The following is a 19,961-nucleotide window of genomic DNA, read 5'->3' as shown; positions in this document are numbered from 1 at the left end:
TATCTTCCTCAAAAATTACATCTTTTACCCAATGTAACTGATTTTCTATTTTCCAATGTCCTCGAATAATTTTAGCAAATACTTGGGCGGATTCAGTTAGGCTACTGATATAGTAAGCTGTTTCTTCATAGGTTTTATCCCCGCGACTACCCCTTCTTTCTACTTTAATAACTCTTCGCAGATTTTCAAATCCTTGTCTTTCATTTTTCCTCACTTTAAAAACTTCTATTTTTCTGGATATTTTTCGACCATGACTATTATCTTGTTCAAGAAAACAACTTTCTGGCTTTGAGGAATTACTCAGGTCTTGTATTCGCTGATAAAGATTTTTCTGATTTCCTTTAACTGTGATAACATAATCATTTTTAGTCTTGGCTATTAAGCTGATTGTTTTCTTCTGACAGTGTAAAGCATCGCCAGTAAAAACTTTATTTTGGAGAGTGCAATCCTCAATTATAGCTTGCCCTTCGTCGATTTCAGACCCTTTTTTGTTTTCAATTCTTTTTAAGTGTAATACCAAGCCACTTTCTTGACTAAACAATGAGACAAACATAATAAAATTTTGTTGTTCATTGTTAGGATTCTTTAGAGTGTTTTTGAGACTTTTTCCATCTATGTCTAGCCAATTTATATCACTTCTTTGTCCATATTCTTCTAATGCCCATTCATTAAACATTTTTAACAAACTCTGCCAGTCAACTCCCATCATTACCCTTCTAATTGTTGAATAGGATGGGACTCTTTCTGGAATTATGTTAAATTCTTGACTGAGCCTGTGCCGATTATTTTTAGCAAACTCTCCTAGCTCTCTATAACCTGAGTATCCTAGCATTGTTCCCAGTATTATTACTACTAATACTATCCATAAAGGGTGTCTTTTTCCTTGATCTTTCCGAAAGTCCTTGACTTGTTTCAGTTTTTCTATTAAGCTCAACATATCTTTCAAAAGTTCGCGTTCACTTCTCATTTTACCTGACAGTGATCGCTTTTACTTTTGATATTCTGATGGGAGAATGAAACAGCCCTACCCTAACGGGGGGGGTCATCCTTGCACCTACCCATCGGTCCCGTTGGGATGCGCTGATTTTACCCTACGCGGTGGGACGCTTAGTTAGTAGACGCGATTTGCGCTTTATGGTTTCCGCTAACGAGATCAAAGGGGTGCAAGGTTGGTTTATCCGACGTTTGGGGGGTTTTCCCGTCAACACCGATCACCCCGGTATGGGTAGTCTGGTTCATAGCGTCGAACTTTTGGCCGCGGGGGAAATGGTGGCGATTTTTCCGGAAGGGGGTATCTGTCGCGATCGAGTGGTTCATCCTCTTAAACCGGGGGTAGCGCGGATCGCGTTGGAAGTTAAGACCATGAAACCCGATGCAGATATCAAGATTTTGCCGGTAAGCATTAGTTATAATCAGCCTTACCCCGGATGGGGAAGCGAAGCGATAGTAAATATCGGTCAAGGGATTAATGTGCTTGATTATCAACAAAATTCGCTAAAACGGGAAACTGTCCGCTTAACCAAAACCTTGAGCGATCGCTTAAAACTTCTCCACGAGGATCAATCCCCTTAATCAGCTATTGACTATCTACCCCATGAGTGGGATTTCGGGGACGGATTAAAATGATTGTTTTAACTATTTTTAAACAAAAAAGTGGCTTTTCTAGTTTAAATAAATAATATCTTGGTGTTTGCTGCTTCTGGCTCCTGAATACTGCCTCGAAGACCCCTCAGATCGGGGAAGATATCCGATTGTTGCCGGAGGTCTAATGATAGAATGGGCATCAGCGAAAGTAGTTTGTGAGCGAAGTGATCCGATGCAGTTCCAAATCCAGCCCGACAGTGAAATACCCGCCTCTAAGCAATTATTTGACCAAATTCGCTTCGCTATCGCCTCTCGTCAGTATCCACCGGGACATCGTTTACCTAGTACCCGTCAACTAGCTATGATCACGGGATTACACCGTAATACGATAAGTAAAATTTATCAGCAACTGGAAGACGATGGGTTAGTGGAATCCCTAGCAGGTTCGGGGATTTATGTCAAGGCTCGCGGGCATGAAAACGATAATTTATCGGGTTCACCCCTATTGGAACAAAATCCAGAAATAGGCCGACTAATTCGCCAGAGTTTGGCTGGTTTTCTCGCTCAAGGTTTAACTTTAGAGCAAATTCGCGAGTTATTACTGGCGGAAATCGATTGGCGATCGCAGTGTAGTTCTCAAGTTCTTGTCACCATTCCCCGTCACGATTTGGGTGCAGGAGAACTAATGTTGAGAGAATTAGAGCAATCCCTCAAAATTCCCGTCCAATTAGTGGCAATGGAGGATTTAGCCCAAGTTTTAGCCAATACTAAATCTGCCACTGTTGTCACCAGTCGCTATTTTATCAGTGTGGCGGAGGAAATTGCCGCTCCTTTTCAATTACGAGTCATTCCCATCGATATCTACGATTACAGCAAGGAATTGGCATTAATCAAAAAATTACCCACGGATAGCCGCTTGGGGATTGTCAGTATTAGCACCGGTATTATTAAGGTGGCCGAAATTTTAATTCATAGTTTACGGGGCGATGATTTATTAGTTATGTCTGCCCAAATTCATGAAACGGATAAGTTAAAAGTTTTAGCTCGAACTTCCCAGACAATTATCAGTGATCAAGCGAGTTATACTTTAATTAAAAATCTAATTAATGAAGTGCGATCGGATTTAATTCGTTTACCAGAAATTATCTGTAGTGATAATTATATTGGGGATAAATCAATTCAATTGCTCAGACGAGAATTAGGATTAGGTGGTTAGAGGATAAGCTAGTACCCATTTTAACCTCTGAATCTCCCCTGCCCCCCCAACCCCCCCGATGTCGGGGGGCAGGGGGGGTACCTCTTGCCTTATCTCAACAGGCAATTTAAGTAGGGAGGCACAATTATTTGTAGGATGGGTTAGCGGTAGCGTAACCCATGCTGGCGTTGGGTTTCATGCTTCAACCCAACCTACGTTCATCTTATATTTAATTCCACTCACCCACTTAAATGCGCGGGCAGCTGAACTTTAAAATTTAGTTTAATCTATGGTTACTATTGACAATAACTTAGAGCAAATCGAGAATAAAAGCGAAAAAAACTTTTAAGAAGTATTAACTTTTTTAGTACAATGGCGGAAGAATAGGGATAAGCTCAATTTTTCACTCTCGAACGAGGCTAAATGAAAAGTGCTGACTGTTTAACGGTATCCCCCGGGGAACCGCTTACCGATTGGCAAAAACTCGGATTAGATTTGGTGGCTCGTTGGCAGGGACGAGATGTTATCCTAGCGATCGATCTTACCGGCAGTGTTAACTTTAATGATGAAGGACGCACGCGCCTCGGTCAAATTATTCGCGATAGTTTAAAAAATAACGATTCCGTTTATTTAGTCCCCTTTGCTGATAATGTTCAACCGATTACAGAACCGATTTTAATTCGCGGAAGGGAAGATATAGACGCGGTTTTAAAGTCAATTCCTTGGCAATCTAGCCAAAGTGCTAAAAATACCGATATTCAGCGCGCAGAATGGCACGTTTATCCCCGACTGGCACGCTTAAATCAGTGTCGTTTAACTGCCAATCAAGCTATCAAACCCCAGTCGGTAGTTTGGATTACCGATGCACCCCTTTCTACCGCTGCGGGGATTACTTCACAACAGTGGATAGAAACCCCAAAAAATAGCCCTTTTCGTCTTGCTAATTCTCCCGAAAGTTTGGAAAGACAAAACTGGCTTAATTCCCTACCAATTAATCTAAGAACTCAAGAAATTACTGCCACTAACGGCAATAAATATAAACTATCAGTGGTCGATATTGCTCCCACAGCACAAGAGTTTTGCACTCCCGCACCGGGAGGACAAGAAACCTGTTTGATTAATCCTTATCTCTTGAGTCAGTTATGGTTGCCAGCATTGGTAATTACATTAATGGGAATGGGGGGAATAGTAGCGAGTATTTTGGGAATTCGTCACTGGTTGCGGTTAAATACTGCTTGGACTATTGAAGTCTCATCTTATCAGGATGAAGATGAAACCCAAAAATATATTTTAAAAACATCTGGAAGAATTAACATCGGTGGTGAAGAATATAATAAGAATACTTTCTCTCGTGCTGGGGAAGAAATTCGCTGCTATTTAGAAAGACGCGGCAATCAGTTATATCTGAAACCCACTAAACAAGCAGAGATTTTTTATCGAGGTAATCAACTAACTCAGGAGGTAAAAATAGATAAAAATTCCCTAACTTTAACTTATCACCATAACAATCAAGATTTCGACCTACAAATTCAGATTAGCAAAAAATAACTCAGGAGATTTAAACCATGGCTAACACCAGTCAAACCCGCGCTATCAAACGGACAATTATCATCGGATTAGGTGGTACTGGTCGAGATGTGTTAATGAGAATTCGTCGCTTTATTATTGATAAGTATGGGAAGTTATCTAACCTACCCGTTGTCAGTTTTGTTCATATTGACACAGACAAAAACGCTTTCAATGGTTCGGGTTTACCCACAGGAAATAGCTATCACGGAGAAGAAATTCTTTTATCAGCTGCTGAAAGAGTATTCATTAATATGAATGCTCAGGATGTTAACAATCTCACCTATGAACTTGAACACAAAACCCTTTTTGAAAGTCCCTTTTCCCATATTGCAAGCTGGTTAGACCCAAGACTAAAAAAACAAATAACTGCCATTGAAAATGGTGCGGGAGGTATTCGTCCCGTCGGTCGTTTAGCTTTCTTCCATAACTATCAAAAAATTCAAGAGGCAATTGAAGCAGCGGAAAGACGAACTTCTGGTCATGAACCCTTTATGTTTAGCGGTAAAGTTAACGGTCAAAGTTTTAATGTCCAAGAGGGTTTAAATGTCTTTGTTGTCGGTTCTTTGTGTGGGGGAACTGGTAGCGGCATTTTCCTCGATGTGGCCTACACTTTGCGTCATATTTTACAACAAACCACCGAATATACATCCTTTGGTTATTTGGTAATTAGTCCTAAACTTTATGGTGATGGGGCAATTATGAGAGCTAATACCTATGCAGCTTTGAAAGAGTTAGATCATTATACCAATGAAAGTAATTCCTTTCAAGCCTGTTATGATAAACAAAATTTCGTCAACATCGATGAAAAACGTTCTCCTTTTGATTTTGCCTACTTAGTTTCTAATCGCACTGCGGGAGATTACCAGATTAATAACAAAGGTAAATTATGTAATGTCATTGCTTACAAGATTTTCTTGGATTTTGCCGATGAGTTATCTCTCCCCATTAAAAGAAATCGGGATAACCATAAAGACCCGATGATTCGTAAAGATAATCATCCTTTTCAGATGTGTCAAGGTTATATGTCCTTTGGACTAGCGAGGATTTATTTTACTCGCGACCGAATTGTGCAGATTGGTCTTAATCGTTTTAGTCTCAAATTAATTAAATTTTGGTTAGAGGGATACGGTCAAAGTCCCAGTGGACAAGAGTTATTAAGTAAGTTCCTAGCTAATTGGAGTACCCAAAGTAATAAGGATTATTTTACTGCCAGATTGGAAGAAGCAACCCTAGAGAATAATAAAACTTTTTCTAAGACTTTAACCTCTTGGAAAAATTCCCTAGAGGAAGAAATATCCAATAGTCAAGATTTGGAGAATTTACCCCAAACCGTCAAGCAATCCCTAGAAAAAGAGTTTCGCAAAGTACAAGGGGGAGAAACAGATAGCAGTCGCGGAATCTGGTTAACTCTGACCCAACAAACTCAACCTAAATTAATCGAAAAATTTAAGTCAGATATTGACCAATTTTTGGAGATTCTTCTTAATCCTGATAGCTTAGAATTTTCTTTGGAAAATAGCCTATCTTTTTTGGTCGCTTTACAAGTACAGATTAATACCTACAAGGGGAATCTAGAGGAATTATCTCAGGATAATAAAGGGTTTCATTCCTCGGAAAAAATTGAGAATATTTGGAAAAATGTTAAACAAACTCTCGAAGATATAAACGGCAAAAAGTCTGTCTTCAAGATGTTCAATAAAAATGCCAATAGTGAGAGAATCAAGGCCGAGTTAAGAGACTACGTTCAAAGCGGACAAAAATTAATTCAGCATAACTTTAATTTCAGTATCAATCGCGAATCTAGAAAGATTGTTGAAGCGATTCTCAAGCATATTTCCAGTCGAATGCTGCAGATACAACAACTGAAAGAATCCCTATATCAGCTAATCACAGAATACGATAAATACGAACAGGAGTTAATGCAGTTAAATCTCGACGAGATGACTGGGGAAGGTATTTTCCCAGAGGAGAATATTGATAACTGTATCCCTGACAGTAACTCCCGAACTCAATACATTTCCGTTAGCCAAAAAGTCACCAATAATTTAGGCTATAATGCTTCACTATTCAGTTTATTTAGCCAATCTTTTGTTATTGATAATGAAACTCTCAAAGAGACTCTAACAGCAACAATCGAGAAACAGTTTCAATCAGTAAGCACTAATAAAATTGATGCAGTAATTAAGCGATTTATGGGTCAATATAAACCCCATGATTTTCCTGAACGCTTGGCGCAAATTCTGCGAGAAGCTGATTTAATGTTACCGATAAATGTTAATGATGCTTACTATCGCTTGGAACCAGATAAAAAATTACTAATTGGGACTAAGGATGATAATTCACCCACCATGCAAAGATTCCTGAAGACTCTCGAATCTGATTTAAATATTAATCTGGGGACTTCTTTTGAATCAATTCAAACGGACGAAGAAATCCTAATTACCTACGAGTTTGGTGGGTTTCCCCTAAGAATCATTACTGATTTATCTGGGTTGCAAAAAATCTATCAAGACCAAAAGAGAATCAGCATTTTACACAATGATTACAGAATAGATTTTGCTGATATTATTCCACCACCTGCTAAATTAATTGAGGAATTAGAGTTTATTTTCTATCCCGCAATTGCTCTCGGTTTACTAGAATACGATGGGGAAGATGATACTTATCAATTAGTCATCGAAGGCGATTTATTTAACAATAAGTCCATCATTGACATTAGCGGTAATTGGCGACTTGCCTTAGAACAATTTGCTTCTCGTAAGGACATGATTAATGCTTTGCAGATACTGCTTAATCAGGCAAAAAATGAGATTTTGGCTAATCCTCCCCTATTATTTACTAACGAGGGTGATTATTTCCAGAACGTCAGCTATTTTGTCAACAATGTCAAAAATTTACCTGACCATCACCCCAATTATCGCTACAAAAATAAGGTAGCTGGACAAGATGGAAATCATATACAGGAGGCAAAAGAAGGAATTATCACCCGTTTTGTTAATCAACTAAAAATGGAACTAGAAAAACGTACTGCTGAACAGAAAAAACTAGAAAGACAACAGCAAAAGCAACAAACTTTACTGGGAACAAACAATAACAGTAGTCAACCCAGTTTACCCGCAGAGGTTAGCACTACTGATGAATGGTCAAATTAATCAATCTTAATGATGTTTCCCCAGCTATCTGAGGAAACATTCACCCCCAACTCTCTCTATCAACCACAATTCGAGGTATCCAATAACTATCATGGCATTACTTAACCTTTTTCCCCCCTATCTGATTCTTTTAACTCTAGTCTTGGTTATTTTTCCCACCGTCTTAGCTGTGAGAATCCGGATGACTCTCTATAAACATCTCCAAGAGTCAACTGTAAAAGTCAAGCGCTTAATTCGGGGAGAAAGTCGCGGGGTTCAACCTAAAATTATCTCTAATCTAGAGAATAGATTTAAGATAGCCAGTAGTCAACTAGATGATGTTAATACCGCAGCTTTGGTAGATGGTTTATACCATGAAGAACAATTTACTTTCATGTCTAAATCTCTTAGCTGCGAGAAATGGGATTATTTTGTAAGAGTCTTACCCAATCTCCTCCTCGCTTTTGGTTTGTTGGGAACTTTCCTCGGAATTACTCTCAATCTGACGGGAATCAGCACACTTATCGATATCAATAATGTCGATGTGCAAAGTTTAGGAGAAAAGCTCAAAACTCCCCTAGAAAGTATGGGGATTGCTTTTATCACTAGCTTAATTGGTTTAGCTTGTAGTTCTTTACTGACTGTGATTAACTTAATCTTTAATACCAACCTTGCTAAAGTAAATCTAATTAGTTCCCTAGAAGACTATTTAGATAACATCTTGCAGCCGACTGTAGAAGGGAATAGTCGCTTGGATAAAGCGGTTAATCGCATGGTGGATAAACAGCAAGCATTTCTGACTAACTTTCATCAGGAGGTGAAGATAGTATTAGAATCTTCTTTAGGAAAAGTTGCTAAAGAAATTGCTGATGGTAATCAGGAAACCGCTAAGTTAGTCACGCAGGTTTGTGAAAGATTAACTGAAACTGCGGGAACTTTATCTACCGGTGCGACGACTTTTCAGCGTTCAGCTTTTGAACTTAACGAGCAAGTACCAATTATCACGCAAGCGAACCGAGAGTTTACACAATCCTCTCAGGAACTAAAAAATAGTGTACTGCTTTTTAAACAAGCGTCAGAGTTAATTGAAAAAAGTAACTTCTCTGGTAATATCGAAAGGTTTACCGCTAGTTTAGCAGAAACTCAAGGGAGATTCTCTCAATCCACTGCAATACTAGAGCAGAATATCGGGGAGATTATCAGCAGTAATAAAAGAGCTAACGATTTAGCAGAACAAGTGTATTTAAATATCCAAGAATCTTCTCAAAAATTACAAAATAGTGCGCTAGGTTTTCTGGAAGCTTCCGAAAAAATCGAAAGTAGTCAATTTGCTGATAAGTTAGTGCAAGCAACCGCAGATTTAATGACTGCTCATCAACAGTTTGCCAATTCTACTACAGATTTAAACCAATCAACTCAATCTCTAGCTTCTTTAACTCAAGACTTCCAGCGTTCCATGACAACTATGGTTGAGTTAGGAATAAAAATTACTGACTTGAATCAAAAATCTGAGACAATCCTAGAACAAAATCAGCAACGCTCAGTCACCGAACAAGAAAAGTTATCTAACATTCAGGGAGAATTAGTAAAATTAATCGAAACTGTGAAAACCTATCAAGACAGTTTTAACTCCGAGTCGAAACAATTAGGAAATCAACTTATCAATCGTCTCGATGAAAGACTCTCCCAAACCTCCGATAAAATCCTCACAGCTTCCCATGGGATTGAGCGCTCTAGTAATAATCTCGATGTGACTAATGCTAACCTGTCTCAGTTAATTGATACAGTGACAGAGCAACTTACTCAAGTCTCTGAGACAATCCTAGAACAAAATCAGCAACGCTCAGTCACCGAACAAGAAAAGTTATCTAACATCCAGGGAGAATTAGTAAAATTAATCGAAACTGTGAAAACCTATCAAGACAGTTTTAACTCCGAGTCGAAACAATTAGGAAACCAACTTATCAATCGTCTCGATGAAAGACTCTCCCAAACCTCCGATAAAATCCTCACTGCTTCCAATGCGATTGAACGCTCTAGTAATAATCTCGATGTGACTAATGCTAACTTGTCTCAGTTAATTGATACAGTGACAGAGCAACTTACTCAAGTCTCTGAGACAATCCTAGAACAAAATCAGCAACGCTCAGTCACCGAACAAGAAAAGTTATCTAACATTCAGGGAGAATTAGTAAAATTAATCGAAACCGTGAAAACCTATCAAGACAGTTTTAACTCCGAGTCGAAACAATTAGGAAACCAACTTATCAATAGTCTTGAGCAAAGACTCTCCCAAACCTCCGATAAAATCCTCACTGCTTCCAATGCGATTGAACGCTCTAGTAATAATCTCGATGTGACTAATGCTAACTTGTCTCAGTTAATTGATACAGTGACAGAGCAACTTACTCAAGTCTCTGAGACAATCCTAGAACAAAATCAGCAACGCTCAGTCACCGAACAAGAAAAGTTATCTAACATTCAGGGAGAATTAGTAAAATTAATCGAAACCGTGAAAACCTATCAAGACAGTTTTAACTCCGAGTCGAAACAATTAGGAAACCAACTTATCAATAGTCTTGAGCAAAGACTCTCCCAAACCTCCGATAAAATTCTCACTGCTTCCCATGGGATTGAGCGCTCTAGTAATAATCCAGAGGTGACTAATGCTAACTTGTCTCAGTTAATTGATACAGTGACAGAGCAAGTTACTCAAGTCAAGGAAAGCTTACAGTCTGAGTTAAACCTTTTAAGCAATAACTTAGGGATGGTAGTTGATGATAAATTAACTAAGAACTCAGAACAATTAAAAGCAGTTTCCCAATCTATTGAGAAAACAGCCAATCAATTTGGCAGCCTTAAATCAGATTTTTCTCAAGTAATTAACGCAGTGAACACCAACACCAGTCAATTAACTGCTAACTTAGAATCTTTGCGAGATAAGTTAGAGAAAGTTATCGCTAAGGAAAATAAATCAAATCAGAAAATGATTGAACATATTTATGGAGAAATTCAAAAATGTTTAGCAGAACTGGAGAAAATTGGCGAAATGAGTTCTGACTTTTCTAACTTAAAGGATGAGATGAAAGAACTTTTTGAGACAATCCCTAATCCTCCTCAAAAAGATGTTCAGGATGACATTGATAAGTTAAATAAGAAGTTGGAAGAACTTAAAAAACTTTTTGAGACAATCCCTAATCCTACTCAAAAAGATGTTCAGTCTGAATTTTCTAGCTTAAAGGATAAGATAGAAAAACTTTTTGAGACAATCCCTAATCCTACTCAAAAAAATGTTCAGGATGACATTAACACTATATTTGATAACTTCACTAACAAATTCTAAGCAATTATGTCTAGACGTACCTACTACCGGGATGAAGATAAATCGGTGGATGTTTATCCCGCATTTACCGATTTAATGTCCAATGCTTTCATGATTCTGAGTTTATTTCTCCTCTTGGCACTTTTTCAGTCTTATAATCTCATCAGCAAACTGGAGGAAGCTAACCGAAAACTGCAAACAGCAACCCCGATAGTTATCGATGAAAAATCAGGAAAATTTAAATTTCAGTCGGGAAGTGCTGAATTAAATCCCGCTTTAAAAACCTATATTCGTCAGCGCATTATTCCCGCTATCGAAACCATTACCAAAGACAGAGAAATCGACTTTATTCAAGTAATTGGACACACCGACGGACAAGGAATACAGCAGACAAGTAATCTCGATAAAAATATCGAATCGGTTGCCAGCAGAAAACAATCTGTTAAAATGCTAGTACCCGGTTCTAACACTGATTTAGGATTAATGCGAGCTTTAGCAGTAGTGCAAGAAATCGAAAACACAGGTAAACTGAAAAACGTCAAATTTCGAGCTTTTTCCGCAGGACAGTTATACCTCCCATCGGGTAAATTAGCTGCGGTTAATCGTGACGCAGATGCAAGCAGACGCAGAATTGAAATCCGTTTTATTCCCCCCGGTAAAAAACAATAAGACAAAAAAATTCTAGAAATTTGTTTTTTTATCTTTTGCTTGTTACACTGAGGAAAGAAGGAAATTCAAATCAATATCTATGGAACCAAACACTTTAGAGGGGACTTGGGAAGAAATTTTACAGCATAGTGCTAAATTAGCAGGTCAGCGAGTGAGATTGACCATTCTACCTAATCAATCTTCCAATTCTTCCACTCCAGAAACTCTAGACCAAAAATTAAAAGGACGAGTTGGACGAGTTTATTTTCAGCCATCAGATTTATCTGAGCGAGTAGAAGAAGTTTTTACAAATATTTTAGATGATAAAGACTAATCAACATTACACCAATGACTCTTTGCGACGCTTCTCCACTTATTGCCTTAATTAATGAAGCTGATAAAAATCATCAGCGTTGTGTTGACATTCTACCATCGCTGTCAGCACCCTTGGTCACTACTTGTGCTTGTTTTACCGAAGCAATGTATTTATTGCGTCGATATGGTGGTTGGTTCGCACAACAAGAATTATGGGGTTATGTGGTAGATGAAATACTGGTAATACACCATCATAATTCAGATGAACTAAAAAGAATGGAAACCTTAATGATACAATATCAAGATGTTCCTATGGATTTAGCAGATGCTTCTTTAGTAGCCATGGCTGAAGTTCTTAATCAAAAACAAATATTCACTCTCGATAGCGATTTCTATATTTACCGACGGTATGGAAATCAACCTTTTGAGGTTGTACCTTAATTATTTTTCATTCCCTAGAGGGTGACATCCTCGTATAAATCCCGAAAAGATGCCGTCAGATTAATACTCTGCAAACTAAAACTTTCTTCCTGATAGGTTTGCAGAATCCATAAACCCTGTTCACCCCGTCGAAAAGTTTCCACTCGTTGGTGTTTACTATTGACTAGGACATATTCCTCTAAACTTTCTAGAGTTTGATAATCATTAAATTTATCACCCCTATCAAAAGCTTCTGTGGAATCGGAGAGAACTTCAATAATCAATTTAGGAAAACGTTTGTAGGTAGCAGTTTCTCTATCTCTGTCATCGCAGGTGACAATAATATCAGGATAATAAAAGTGATTGCGTTTCTCTAATCTGACTTTCACATCGGCAAAATAAACCCGACAATTGGAACCCCGCAAATGATTACGAATGATAAAAGTGAAATTAAGTCCGATAATATTATGAGTATCCGTCGTCCCTGCCATGGCGTAAACTTGTCCATCGATATACTCGTGTTTAATGGAACTTTTTTCTTCAAACTGAAGATATTCTTCTGGGGTGAGATTATTATAGTTAGATAAAGCAATCATGGTTTTTAAGGAATTTGGGGAGTATCATTAACCGTTTCTAGGGTGACATCCTCGTATAAATCCCGAAAAGATGCCGTCAGATTAATACTCTGCAAACTAAAACTTTCTTCCTGATAGGTTTGCAGAATCCATAAACCCTGTTCACCCCGTCGAAAAGTTTCCACTCGTTGGTGTTTACTATTGACTAGGACATATTCCTCTAAACTTTCTAGAGTTTGATAATCATTAAATTTATCCCCCCTGTCAAAAGCTTCTGTGGAATCGGAGAGAACTTCGATAATCAATTTAGGAAAACTTTTATAGGTAGCAGTTTCTCTATCTCTGTCATCGCAGGTGACAATAATATCAGGATAATAAAAGTGATTGCGTTTCTCTAATCTGACTTTCACATCGGCAAAATAAACCCGACAATTGGAACCCCGCAAATGATTACGAATAATTGTGTATATATTCCCAGAAATAATATTATGAGTATCCGTCGTCCCTGCCATGGCGTAAATTTGCCCATCGATATACTCGTGTTTAATGGGACTTTTTTCTTCAAACTGAAGATATTCTTCTGGAGTGAGATTATTATAGTTAGATAGAGCAATCATCGTTTTTTCTCCTAATCACAACTATATTAAGTATCTAGGCAAAATTAATTATACATCTAAGCCGTTAGCCTTTTCCGTAATCAGTAAGCAGTATTAAGTAACAGTAACATTCCCTGATTACCGTTCACTGTTCACCGATAACCGAAAAGTCTCCTCTTTCCGAGTCTCGACTAGGAAATTAACTTTGCAGGACAGATACCTGTTGAAATACTGTCTAGGAGAACCGGCAAAAAGAGCCTCGAATGGTTAATCTATATGCTATGACCCTTGTAACTCTCTATAACTACTGCTATGACAACCCTAATTGACTATTCAAATATTCAATCTTTACCCGAAGTTTGGTCAATAGTGGCCCAGCGTTTCCCTAATATTATGGCCCTGCACGATCCCCACAGTAAACCGGAAGTAATTCTCACCTATCGGGAACTTTATCAACAAATTCAGCAATTTGCGGCCGCTTTGCAAGCATTAGGAGTCACAGAAACCGAAAATGTCGCTTTATTTGCCGATAATAGTCCCCGGTGGTTTATTGCCGACCAAGGTTCCATGGCAGCCGGGGCCGCCAACGCGGTACGATCTGCTCAAGCAGATGCCGAGGAATTAGCCTATATTCTCGCTGATAGTGACAGTCAGACGCTGATTGTCGAAAATAACCAAACTTTAGGCAAATTGCTGGCGAAAATCCCTGAATTGCCCCTAAAATTAATCGTGCTGCTCACCGACGAAGACCCCGCTACTGGGGCGATTTCCGTGCAGACCTTAAATTTTAAGCAACTAATGGCGATCGGGGCTGAGAACACCCTTAAACCCATCACCAAGAGCGAAAATGATCTGGCTACCCTCATCTACACATCGGGAACGACGGGACAACCCAAAGGGGTGATGTTAAGTCACGGTAATCTGCTGCATCAGGTACGCAACTTAAACGCTATCTTTCAACCGGATCCCGGTGATCGAGTTTTAAGCATACTACCTTCATGGCATTCCTACGAGCGCAGTTGTGAGTATTTCAGTCTAGCTCAAGGTTGCACCCAGATTTATACCAGTATTCGCACTTTTAAGCAGGATTTAAAGCAATTTAGTCCCCAATTAATGGTGGGAGTTCCCCGTCTTTGGGAATCTCTTTACGAGGGTATCCAAAAACAATTTAGCGAACAATCGGCCACAAAACAGAAATTAGTGCGATTTTTGCTAGAAAAGTCGGAAAAGTACGTTATTGCTAAACGTATCGCTGATAATCTCAGTCTAGATCATCTTCATGCTTCCCCCGGAGAAAGACTAAAAGCAAGAATTCAATCCCTCTTACTCTATCCCCTCCATGCCATCGGTGACAAGCTAGTTTATAGCAAAATTCGCCAAGCAGTGGGAAATAAAGTTAAAATCTTGGTTAGTGGCGGTGGTTCCTTAGCTAGACATCTAGATACTTTCTATGAGATTGCGGGAATCCCGATTTTAGTTGGTTATGGACTGACAGAAACTTCTCCCGTCGCTACCGTCCGTCGTATCGATCATAACCTGCGCGGGTCTGCCGGTCGTCCCGTCTTTCAGACAGAAATCTCTATTGTCGATTTACACAGCAAAGAAGTCTTACCGACAGAAAAACACGGTTTAGTCTTGATTCGCGGTCCGCAGGTGATGCAGGGATACTATAAAAAACCCGAAGCAACCGAAAAAGCGATTTCTCCCGATGGTTGGTTTGATAGCGGTGATATTGGTTGGTTAACCGCTGCCGGGGATTTAGTCTTAACTGGACGGGCCAAAGATACAATTGTTTTGAGCAATGGTGAAAATATCGAACCGCAACCGATTGAAGATGCTTGTTTACGCAGTCCCTTTATCTCCCAAATCATGCTAGTGGGACAGGATCAAAAAGCTTTGGGGGCTTTGATCGTGCCTAATCTTGATATACTGGCCAATTGGTCCCAAGAACAGAAACTATCCTTAAATTTACCCGATCTTCACAGCGATCGCTCAACGATTCTTTCTAGCGATCTCTACAGCAAAAAAGTCTTGGATCTCTACCAACAAGAATTAAAGCGCGAGGTCAGAAATCGACCCAGTTATCGTACCGATGACCAGATTAAAACCTTTGAGTTAATTTTAGAGCCTTTTTCCCTAGAAAACGGCATGATGACCCAAACTTTAAAGATTAAACGACCGGTAGTAACGCAACGCTATCGCGATATGATTAACGAGATGTTTGCCAAGTAAATATTTCTGGCAAATATTCCCTAAACCCTTGACAAAAAAACCTTTTTAGGATAAGCAAATCATGGATGACGCACAAACCAGTTTATTACTGAAGCGCCCGGTGACAATTAAAGTCATCGTGACCCCCCGCTGGAAAGAAGAAGCACAACAGCAATTACAAGCACAAATGGTGCAAATTGACGCACAAATTCAACAATTAGAAAGCCAAGGACAAAGAGCGATCGCCGAAATTCAGCGTCAGAGTCTGATCCCCTTACCCCCCGCGGCTGCCCAACAGATTGACAATATTCAAATCCAAGTCAATCAACAGAAAAGTGAGTTTCTCGAACAAAAAAACCAGTATCTGCAACAACTGCAACAGGTACAACTCTTGGAACTCAATCAAGAAGTCGCCCAAGCACAACTAGAAAGCTTTTTCCGGGTCGAAAAAGGCGATAACTTAGTGGCAAAAATGAATGTGGAACTCGTCCTTAGAGATGGCATAGTCGAAGAAATTCGCGGCGAAATTTAAAGCTAGGGTGAGCAGTTCCCGTCACTGTCAACGTAACGGTTAAAATCGGCAATAGCAAGGGTTATTCTCCCTTGCTAACCCAGAAAACCGTCCCTAGTTCACATCACCCCTGACAGGACTTGATCAGGCCTGAAAAATATATTAAGATTCTTTATCGATCGCCCGGACACCCTCGCCTATATTGTTGTATAACTTCATATCTCCATCGACTCACCCTTAATTAGATCCTATAAATATGAAATCTCCATGCTTTCTTTCTTACCCACCATTCTTTTAGCTCAGTCCGCCTCGGTTCTGCCCCAGATAGAGAGGAAATTAATCACCCAATATCAGGAAGTGCGTCAGTTGCCCGGTCAACTGAATGATGTGCTGGTTTTTAATAGCAATAGTCCCGAAATCGTAGAAAAAGAGGGAATTCTCCTCTCTACTTTCCCCGGCAAAGGAAAACGTTATCCCATAGCCCATCTCAATCATCCGCTACAAGGACGTTTTGACGTTTTCACCCACCACATCGCCCGTCAAACCGATCCCAATCGCGACTTACACCAGGGCCTGATCGTTACTAATCCCACCTCCAGAAACCTCGTTATCCGCGTCCTGCAAGGAGTCAGTTACGTCACCTCCGCCGATGCCCCTTTTGTCGATTTACCCTCTCTGGTGGAAGATCCCAACGGCCGGGTTTTTTCTGGTCCCGGTTCCCGTTTAGCCAGTGATATCATGCGTCGTCGCCATGATACCCAATTTCCCACCCAGATCGTCATTCCCCCAGGTCAAAGTCGGATGCTCTTCGATCTGGTTATCCCCAGAAGTAGCGCCCGCTCGACCCTCCTACGTCTCTACAGCGATGGACCTGTTTATATGGCCAATTTAGCCCTCTACGAAGTTCCCCAAAAAGTCAACATCGAAGATCGGGAAATAGAAACCTTTCGTCCCCCCACCCTAGAGGAATGGCGTACCCTATTAGTTAGAGGTGATTTAGCCGCTCCTCGCGATTTTCCCCCCACTCCCCCCGATCAATGGTTCCCCGGAAGAAGAAATTTTTATGGTCGCGTGGCCGGAATTTCTGTCGGTTCGGAATGGGCAACCCGCATTGTCGATCCCAAAGGGGGAATTAATCTCACCATTCCTCAACCTGGTCAAGCTTTTGCCTATCCTTTAAGTACGGTGACAGCAGCTACTTTCGGAACCAGACAAATTCAAAGCGCCCCCATGTTAGTGCGTTATCCCGATACGGCTTTCAAAGCCCACGGTAATTACGGTGTTCACTACTATCTGACTTTACCTCTATATAACAATACCAGCAAAACCCAGGTGGTGGCTTTGAGTATTCAAACCCCAATTAAAGAAGACAATTATCTCGATCGCTTGCTATTTGTTGAACCCGTCCAGGGACCGGTATTTTTCCGGGGTGCAGTGCGCGTTACCTATCGTAACGAACTGGGACGCACCGAGGAACGTTTTTTCCATCTCGTTCAACGGGAAGGACAACAGGGAGAAGCTTTAGTACAGGTGGAACTTCCCCCCGGAGCCAGACGCGACATTAATCTCGATTTTCTCTATCCCCCCGATGCCACACCCCCCCAAGTTTTGAGCGTTAAAACTTTGGAATAAATAGTTTTTCTCGAAAAGTTAACGGCTGATTGTCGGTAAAAATAAGTAAGATAAGTAGGTGGGTATTAAAAACTTTCAGATGCCCCCCTTATTAAGGGGGGACTAAGGGGGGATCGAACCTAAAATCCATTTTAAATTTAATTATAACCAGCTACTTACACTGATATTAATCTCTCTCTGGGAATTAGCCGATGAATATTAGCAAAACTTGCTTTATTTGCTGCTTATTATCTCAATTTTTGGGCAATGCAGCTGCGAGTTTAGCCGTGACTAAACTCGATTTTGATACCGGTCAACCCCTAACAAATCAAGTGGTTAGATCGGGGAAAATTAAGGTACAAGTTAGCTATCAACCCATCGACCTAAACGAGAGAGTTGATGATAATTATGATATTAATAATGTTTCTTATCAAATCTTTTATAACGAGCAAATTTATCAGGAAAATAGCGGGTATAGTGCCTTTGGATCTGGCTATGTGGAATTAAGAGATTTAGATAATAATGGCATCGATGAGATTATCGTCTCCACCTATAGCGGCGGCGCTCATTGCTGCACATCTTTGGTAATTTATACTTGGCAAAAAGATAGATTTATTAGAGAAGAAACGGGGTTTTTAGATGGTAGTGGTGGTTCTTTTGAAGATTTAGATGGAGATAATAATTATGAATTTGTCACCGTTGATAATGCTTTTTTGTATGCTTTTAGTTCCTACGCCGCCTCTTTTCCTCCCTCCAAAATTTATACTTTTCAACAGGGTAAATTAGCAGATGTCACCAGAAAATATCCCCAAGAATTAAGAAAAACTTTAGCAGCAATGTTGAAAGCTTTTCAGTTAGCTAAAAAAGAAAAAGCCGAAGTTAATGGCATTTTGGCCGGTTATGTGGCACAAAAAACTCTCCTAGGAGAATACGAAGAAGCTTGGCAATTTCTTCTCGCTAATTACGATAAAAACTCCGATTGGGGACTAGATATCTATGGCCAAAGTACAGTGATCGGCAAATATCCAGACTTTCCCACTGCTCTGAGCGCTTTTCTCCTGAAAAATGGCTATTTATCTGAAAATAAAAACAATAAAAAATAGCAAACGCTGTGAACAACTATGTTAAAGAAAGTTAATTATCTGCGATCGCTATTTTGTTTCCTCGCTACAATCCTCTGGAGTAGCCCTCTCGGGATTAACTCTAGCCTCGCTGTCAATGATAATTGTCAACTGTCCGAATCAGAAATCCAACAACAAGAAAATCTGCGTCAAACCTCGCCCCAAGAATATAACATTTTAGTACAGAAATATGCTGAACAATTGCGCTTTTGTCGTTCCCGACACTGGTTACAGGAACAAGCGATCTGGTTACGTCTCTACTCCTGTGATACCCGTCCAGGATCGATCGAAAGTATCCTCGATCGCATCGTGGCTAAAGGTTATAATACGGTTTATGTGGAAGTTTTTGCCGATGGTCAAGTCTTATTACCTCCTAACAATAATCCCACCCTTTGGGATAGCGTCATTAAAAATCCCAGTGCCGGAAATGTGGATTTATTAGCACAGGCGATCGAACAGGGACATAAACGCGGTTTAAAGGTTTATGCTTGGTTATTTAGCCTCAATTTTGGCTATGCTTATAGCTTAAAACCCGAGCGACAGGAGGTGTTAGCACGCAATGGTAAAGGACAGGATAGCACCTCTTTTGTCGATGATCGATCCCAAACTTTTGTCGATCCCTACAGCAATCAAGCGCGACAGGATTATTTAATTCTCCTAGAAGCCATTTTACAACGTCGTCCCGATGGAGTTTTATTTGATTATATTCGCTATCCCAGAGGAACAGGAGTCGATTCCGTTGCCGATGATGTCAAAGATTTATGGATTTTTAGTCCAGCATCCCGACAAGCTTTAATTAATCGAGGATTGAATAATAAGGGCAAATTTCTAATCGATCGCTATCTGACTCGCGGCAAAATTTCCCCCGATGATATCGTCGAAGCCGATCGCCTTTATCCCCCAGAAACTGCCCCTCTTTGGCAAGGAAGAATACCTTTAGAAGAGGAGATGAAACAATCAGTTAAAAGTCGTTTTGATCGCCTCAAATTAGAACTTTGGTTCCTAGCGGTTGCCCATGCTGCCCAGGGTGTAATTGATTATATAGCAAAGAGCGGGATAGTTAGGACATAATAGAGAAAAAGAAATGAGGAGAAGCTTTCATGGCAGCACCCTATAGTGATGATTTAAGACAGAAAGCAGTGAGTGCCGTAG

General features: G+C 39.9%; 14 protein-coding genes and 2 pseudogenes. 13 read left to right on the top strand and 3 right to left on the bottom strand.

The genetic code is table 11. The annotated features are described in order from the left end of the window. A partial coding sequence (locus tag H6F92_RS07265; RefSeq protein WP_190356434.1) for an ISAs1 family transposase occupies window positions 1-937 on the bottom strand: 937 nt, incomplete at its 3' end. A 92-nt stretch (window positions 938-1,029) separates the two neighbouring features. Between H6F92_RS07265 and H6F92_RS07260 the strand changes: the two are divergent. The 8 genes and pseudogenes from H6F92_RS07260 to H6F92_RS07220 form a co-directional block, all read left to right on the top strand. Next, window positions 1,030-1,572: pseudogene (locus tag H6F92_RS07260) on the top strand (lysophospholipid acyltransferase family protein); the annotation flags it as partial. Between the two features lie 196 nt (window positions 1,573-1,768). Then, complete coding sequence (locus tag H6F92_RS07255; protein WP_002756597.1) at window positions 1,769-2,800, top strand: GntR family transcriptional regulator; 1,032 nt, start codon at window positions 1,769-1,771, stop codon at window positions 2,798-2,800. Between the two features lie 402 nt (window positions 2,801-3,202). After that, window positions 3,203-4,327: a vWA domain-containing protein gene (locus H6F92_RS07250; protein ID WP_190357343.1), complete on the top strand. Its 1,125-nt coding sequence runs from the start codon at window positions 3,203-3,205 to the stop codon at window positions 4,325-4,327. A 17-nt stretch (window positions 4,328-4,344) separates the two neighbouring features. Then, window positions 4,345-7,500 (top strand): tubulin-like doman-containing protein, encoded by a 3,156-nt coding sequence (locus H6F92_RS07245; RefSeq protein WP_190357342.1) that lies wholly within the window; start codon window positions 4,345-4,347, stop codon window positions 7,498-7,500. Window positions 7,501-7,591: 91 nt separating this feature from the next. Then, complete coding sequence (locus H6F92_RS25815; RefSeq protein ID WP_242030039.1) at window positions 7,592-10,822, top strand: methyl-accepting chemotaxis protein; 3,231 nt, start codon at window positions 7,592-7,594, stop codon at window positions 10,820-10,822. 6 nt (window positions 10,823-10,828) lie between these two features. Beyond that, window positions 10,829-11,470, top strand: a complete 642-nt coding sequence (locus H6F92_RS07230; RefSeq protein WP_002764884.1) for an OmpA family protein — start codon at window positions 10,829-10,831, stop codon at window positions 11,468-11,470. 79 nt (window positions 11,471-11,549) lie between these two features. Beyond that, on the top strand, window positions 11,550-11,783 hold the full coding sequence (locus H6F92_RS07225) for a hypothetical protein (RefSeq protein ID WP_190357341.1): 234 nt from the start codon (window positions 11,550-11,552) through the stop codon (window positions 11,781-11,783). 14 nt (window positions 11,784-11,797) lie between these two features. Further along, window positions 11,798-12,205 carry a type II toxin-antitoxin system VapC family toxin gene (locus H6F92_RS07220; RefSeq protein WP_190357340.1) on the top strand — a complete coding sequence of 136 codons (408 nt, stop codon included), beginning with the start codon at window positions 11,798-11,800 and terminating at the stop codon, window positions 12,203-12,205. Between the two features lie 14 nt (window positions 12,206-12,219). Here the strand turns inward: H6F92_RS07220 and H6F92_RS07215 are convergent, their stop codons facing one another. Further along, window positions 12,220-12,780, bottom strand: coding sequence for a Uma2 family endonuclease (locus H6F92_RS07215; protein ID WP_190357339.1), 561 nt, complete (start codon window positions 12,778-12,780; stop codon window positions 12,220-12,222). 5 nt (window positions 12,781-12,785) lie between these two features. Then, window positions 12,786-13,376 (bottom strand): Uma2 family endonuclease, encoded by a 591-nt coding sequence (locus H6F92_RS07210; protein WP_190357338.1) that lies wholly within the window; start codon window positions 13,374-13,376, stop codon window positions 12,786-12,788. A gap of 291 nt (window positions 13,377-13,667) precedes the next feature. Between H6F92_RS07210 and H6F92_RS07205 the strand changes: the two genes are divergently transcribed. The 5 genes and pseudogenes from H6F92_RS07205 to H6F92_RS07185 all read left to right on the top strand — a co-directional run. After that, window positions 13,668-15,587 carry a long-chain fatty acid--CoA ligase gene (locus H6F92_RS07205; protein ID WP_190357337.1) on the top strand — a complete coding sequence of 640 codons (1,920 nt, stop codon included), beginning with the start codon at window positions 13,668-13,670 and terminating at the stop codon, window positions 15,585-15,587. Window positions 15,588-15,648: 61 nt separating this feature from the next. Then, window positions 15,649-16,098 carry a YlqD family protein gene (locus tag H6F92_RS07200; RefSeq protein WP_002782037.1) on the top strand — a complete coding sequence of 150 codons (450 nt, stop codon included), beginning with the start codon at window positions 15,649-15,651 and terminating at the stop codon, window positions 16,096-16,098. Between the two features lie 246 nt (window positions 16,099-16,344). Further along, window positions 16,345-17,709: a DUF3370 domain-containing protein gene (locus H6F92_RS07195; protein WP_190357336.1), complete on the top strand. Its 1,365-nt coding sequence runs from the start codon at window positions 16,345-16,347 to the stop codon at window positions 17,707-17,709. A 191-nt stretch (window positions 17,710-17,900) separates the two neighbouring features. Next, a complete protein-coding gene (locus H6F92_RS07190; RefSeq protein WP_190357335.1) occupies window positions 17,901-18,791 on the top strand; it encodes a hypothetical protein in 891 nt (296 codons plus the stop codon). 18 nt (window positions 18,792-18,809) lie between these two features. Next, window positions 18,810-19,856, top strand: a pseudogene (locus H6F92_RS07185) (family 10 glycosylhydrolase); the annotation flags it as partial. Between the last annotated feature and the right edge of the window lie 105 nt (window positions 19,857-19,961).

The sequence above is a fragment of the Microcystis wesenbergii FACHB-1317 genome, from assembly GCF_014696875.1.
GTDB lineage: Bacteria > Cyanobacteriota > Cyanobacteriia > Cyanobacteriales > Microcystaceae > Microcystis > Microcystis wesenbergii_A.
This window is presented reverse-complemented; position numbering and strand designations above follow the sequence as displayed.

Bases quoted from the DNA above. Each gene is read 5' to 3' on its own strand.
- H6F92_RS07190 (WP_190357335.1), top strand. From the start codon at position 17,901: ATGAATATTAGCAAAACTTGCTTTATTTGCTGCTTATTATCTCAATTT.
- H6F92_RS07255 (WP_002756597.1), top strand. From the start codon at position 1,769: ATGATAGAATGGGCATCAGCGAAAGTAGTTTGTGAGCGAAGTGATCCG.
- H6F92_RS07200 (WP_002782037.1), top strand. From the start codon at position 15,649: ATGGATGACGCACAAACCAGTTTATTACTGAAGCGCCCGGTGACAATT.
- H6F92_RS07230 (WP_002764884.1), top strand. From the start codon at position 10,829: ATGTCTAGACGTACCTACTACCGGGATGAAGATAAATCGGTGGATGTT.
- H6F92_RS25815 (WP_242030039.1), top strand. From the start codon at position 7,592: ATGGCATTACTTAACCTTTTTCCCCCCTATCTGATTCTTTTAACTCTA.
- H6F92_RS07245 (WP_190357342.1), top strand. From the start codon at position 4,345: ATGGCTAACACCAGTCAAACCCGCGCTATCAAACGGACAATTATCATC.
- H6F92_RS07220 (WP_190357340.1), top strand. From the start codon at position 11,798: ATGACTCTTTGCGACGCTTCTCCACTTATTGCCTTAATTAATGAAGCT.
- H6F92_RS07195 (WP_190357336.1), top strand. From the start codon at position 16,345: ATGCTTTCTTTCTTACCCACCATTCTTTTAGCTCAGTCCGCCTCGGTT.
- H6F92_RS07205 (WP_190357337.1), top strand. From the start codon at position 13,668: ATGACAACCCTAATTGACTATTCAAATATTCAATCTTTACCCGAAGTT.
- H6F92_RS07210 (WP_190357338.1), bottom strand. From the start codon at position 13,376: ATGATTGCTCTATCTAACTATAATAATCTCACTCCAGAAGAATATCTT.
- H6F92_RS07225 (WP_190357341.1), top strand. From the start codon at position 11,550: ATGGAACCAAACACTTTAGAGGGGACTTGGGAAGAAATTTTACAGCAT.
- H6F92_RS07250 (WP_190357343.1), top strand. From the start codon at position 3,203: ATGAAAAGTGCTGACTGTTTAACGGTATCCCCCGGGGAACCGCTTACC.
- H6F92_RS07215 (WP_190357339.1), bottom strand. From the start codon at position 12,780: ATGATTGCTTTATCTAACTATAATAATCTCACCCCAGAAGAATATCTT.